Origin of the sequence: Anaerobiospirillum succiniciproducens DSM 6400 (assembly GCF_000482845.1) — a bacterium.
Taxonomy (GTDB): Bacteria; Pseudomonadota; Gammaproteobacteria; order Enterobacterales; family Succinivibrionaceae; genus Anaerobiospirillum; species Anaerobiospirillum succiniciproducens.
Genome location: NZ_AXWV01000123.1, coordinates 1 through 3,544 on the forward strand (window position 1 = coordinate 1; position 3,544 = coordinate 3,544).

Here is a 3,544-nt window from a genome sequence, read left to right on the forward strand (position 1 = left end):
GCCACTTAGCCTCCTAAGCTAAGGTTGGTGTTACGGTGCTATTGTCTTATGCCGTAATTCGTGTGAGCTCAGAATATTTTTTAAATTATTACTGTATGGCGATCCTACGAAATGACCGGGATCACATATCATAATCACTCCACTTGCCTATGCGCATAGTGCTCTTTAAAAATTAGTTTGTCACTCTAGCGCTGGGATCATTGCTGATAGCAGACCCCAGAAAGATGTGAACGTAAGATTACGCATATACTCAAATGTCTCCTTATACGTCAAAGGTCTCTTTCGGCATTGATGCTTTGTTAGAGCATTACGAAGTACGGTTGCGACGTTTACTATGCTCTTGTTCATGAAAGCCTCAAAGCAGATAGAACCGCGCTTTTTAGCATGAAACCTATCTTGATTAAGGGATGAAGTATCGAGTGTGTAGTGATGCGCTTCTACCGTCCAGTAGTCTAGGATTGAAGACAAGCATTGTTTCGCGGTCTTTTCTCCTTCGTACTCAAGATTGCTTATGTAGATACGTGTATTGACTGTCTCCTTGCCGTCTGCATGTGGGTTGATAACATTCTTTGTGTACTTCACAATGACCTTGCCGTACTTATGAGGATTATCATTGTCATCAATGTTACCTTCAAGTGGTAACACCTCCACGATGCTCTCCTCAATACGGCCATGGTCGATGTCTAAGTAAACTTGACGCTCAATCTTCTCACCACTTGCCTCTGCCTTAGCAAAAGCATCCAATGCTGCAATATTAAGCGCCTTGTTGCCTTGGTTGTTCTTTAATGGCATCAGGAAAAATCCTCCTGCCTCTGCTATTGCCATTGTTACATTGCATCTTGAGTTGAGAGCGTCTGACATCACTACACAGTTTGTGATGTCTATAAGCTTTTCTTTCAAGGCAAGTAGGAAGCACCCTGATTCTTGGTTCTTCTTCTGTGCGATTTTGTAGATTGCGACCGTTCTGTCGTTACAGTTAATGACTGTAGTTATAACAGCGCCTTTGTGCTTTCTGTTAGGGTCATTGTCTCTATAAGTAGCTTTCATTTCTTGGCCATCAAAAGCCAATGTTGGCATTAACCCGTCTCGATTCGTTAAGTACTTATCATCATTATAGGTAACAGTCAGAACTTTTATAAAAGCTGTGGAGCTGAAGAAGAATTTAAATATCTCTGTAAGCGCTGACTCGTTTAGTCCTACTCTTGCTTTAGCAACAGTAGACTTTGAGAGCTTGTGCTCTACAGGCGGCATATCAGGCACCAACAGAGATAACTTTACCTTATTCTTGTTGTAAAACTCAGACACTTCCCTTGCGTACTTAGCTCCAAAGAACCCTGCAAAGATGGATATGAAAACAACAAAGTAAATGGGATAGATGACTCTGCAGTGTTTTCTTGTTTCAGGAAGCAGATTCCTGCATAAGCAGTAGAACTTGTTTATCGCATTACGAATTTTAGTAATGTCCCCTGAAGCAATCTTAAAAGCCTGATGGACCTCATCGTCGAACTTATCCAACTCATCTTGAGTCAGCAAGGCAGATATTCTTTCAGCGTCCTTATTGCTGTGGTTATTTGCTTCATCCGTGCACAAGTTGCTGTCGTCAGCATTATCGTCTACATCGATATACATGCATTCTAAAGCATTAGCCAGTGCATTTAAGCGCAGTTTACTAGTCTCTACTAAGTCAGGCTCATTGATAAAGCCTAAGTTTTCTTTTGAGAAGATAGCTTTCGCTGTCTCGGCTTTGTCTTTCTTCTGTTTCATACTGCACCTCAAGTAATGCTTATAGATGCATTAGATCGAAAAAGAGATCGACGCTCAAACGCTATTTTATTACCATGATCCTCAGATCAAAATATTGCTAGATTAGACATCAAAAGTGATCCTTAGATCACTCTAGTTGCCTATGACAAACTAATTTTTAAAGAGCACTTTGCGGCTAGCGCGTATATGTGATAACGATCATGTTACGAGATCGCCATATTATTACTGTCATCATGCTTGACTTACATCGATAGTTAGGATAAATGTCTTATTGAAATCAGCGCACTTGCACGCAGTTAGCGCGACATTCATCAAGAATCGTTACGAAGAGCCTGCTTAGCAAGTTCAAGACAGCTCTATGAGATATGAGAATTTCAATCTAGCCATATGTTAGATACAGAATACAGCATTGAGCAACATAATCTACCAAATTCCTCATGGCTTTGTTGAGTGCGTCTCGAATCCAATCACTTACTCAATCCTGGATCCACTCATACTCGTAAATTCCAGATACATATTCGCCAAGATCAAATGATAGAACGACAGGCAAAGCATGCAGATCAAGCATGTATTAAGTTGGCAGCTCTTGAGTGCACGGCATTAGATGATAAAAAGATGAGAGCGGCTTTCATGCCACTAGAAGATAGCGGTCACGATCGATGCTCTATCCCTATCATCAATCATGACCGCTAAGTGAGACCGCACTAAGCTCGAAGAGTTGAGCTTGGAGCGCGATCTCTAGATAAGATTATGGTTTGTTCAAACCAAAGCCATTAAGGCTAGATTAGAACATGTAACGGCACTGAGCGTTAGCATCAAAAGCATTAGTTCATCAGAGTCAGTGCAGTGATTCCAAAGGGATATCAAATATACCGTGCTGAGAACTATGCTAATGGTTAGGCCAAAGCCTGTTAATGCACACTAGTGTGTGGAGCCATATCTAGAGCACCAATGGCAATTGGTCTTTTAACCTAAGTCTACGTACAAACTCTTCATATTTCAGTGTTTCGTAAATTTGACCATGGGTGTTAAGTAAAAGCTCTCTATTACCCCTAATTCCTTTAGGTCCGAAGATTTTAACCCCATGTTCGAAAGCAATGATCTTTTTTACTAAGTCGACACCACCAAGCTTCAGACAAATATCTTGCAGACTAAGGCCTTTATACTCATCACTATTTGGGTTATCAATAAATGGCTTCATTTCAGGAGACTTCATTACGTTTATCCAGGTCTGCACCGAGTCTAAACATTCATTTTTATGAAAAAACTTCATAGTCTCGCTATCAAATCTTTTGATATATATCGATTTTTTTAGACTGTCTTCTGAAAGTCCATTAATTGACTCATCACCCATGTTCCTTGAAAAGGTTAAATCCAATGCTGAACAGCAATTAACCGAGAATATCTCAGAGCCCACACGACTATCGAACAGCTCTCCGTTTAAGTAAAACTTATAGTCACTGCTGTTTAGATCACGATAGTAAAGATTTAACACGAACAGAGCTCCAAGGGCACTCATTAGGTTGCCTATGGTAGCGTTTTTAATACACGCTCTGTTGTCATGCTTTAAGGCGTTATAAGCTTCTTTCCACTGGCACTTACAGCTCTTATCATTACTGTAAACATTGGTTAAAGGAGCGAAAGATTGAAACTTTTCGCTAAAATAAAAATTAACGCCAGTCACGCATTGTTTGACATACTGAATCATAGACGTTTATAGTGATGTAAATTTTATGCCTGCTTTTCTTGCATGGTGAACTAAATGTATAAACACATCCCC

2 protein-coding genes are annotated in these 3,544 nt (G+C 40.2%); both read right to left on the reverse strand.

All coding sequences use genetic code 11. The annotated features are described in order from the left end of the window. Window positions 1–180 precede the first annotated feature (180 nt). Window positions 181–1,764 (reverse strand): hypothetical protein, encoded by a 1,584-nt coding sequence (locus tag H524_RS0111720; RefSeq protein WP_027940324.1) that lies wholly within the window; start codon window positions 1,762–1,764, stop codon window positions 181–183. A gap of 940 nt (window positions 1,765–2,704) precedes the next feature. Further along, window positions 2,705–3,472 carry a hypothetical protein gene (locus tag H524_RS0111730; RefSeq protein WP_027940326.1) on the reverse strand — a complete coding sequence of 256 codons (768 nt, stop codon included), beginning with the start codon at window positions 3,470–3,472 and terminating at the stop codon, window positions 2,705–2,707. Between the last annotated feature and the right edge of the window lie 72 nt (window positions 3,473–3,544).

What these genes read in the sequence shown, in the direction of transcription:
- H524_RS0111730 (WP_027940326.1), bottom strand. Translation starts at nt 3,472, where the DNA reads ATGATTCAGTATGTCAAACAATGCGTGACTGGCGTTAATTTTTATTTT.
- H524_RS0111720 (WP_027940324.1), bottom strand. Translation starts at nt 1,764, where the DNA reads ATGAAACAGAAGAAAGACAAAGCCGAGACAGCGAAAGCTATCTTCTCA.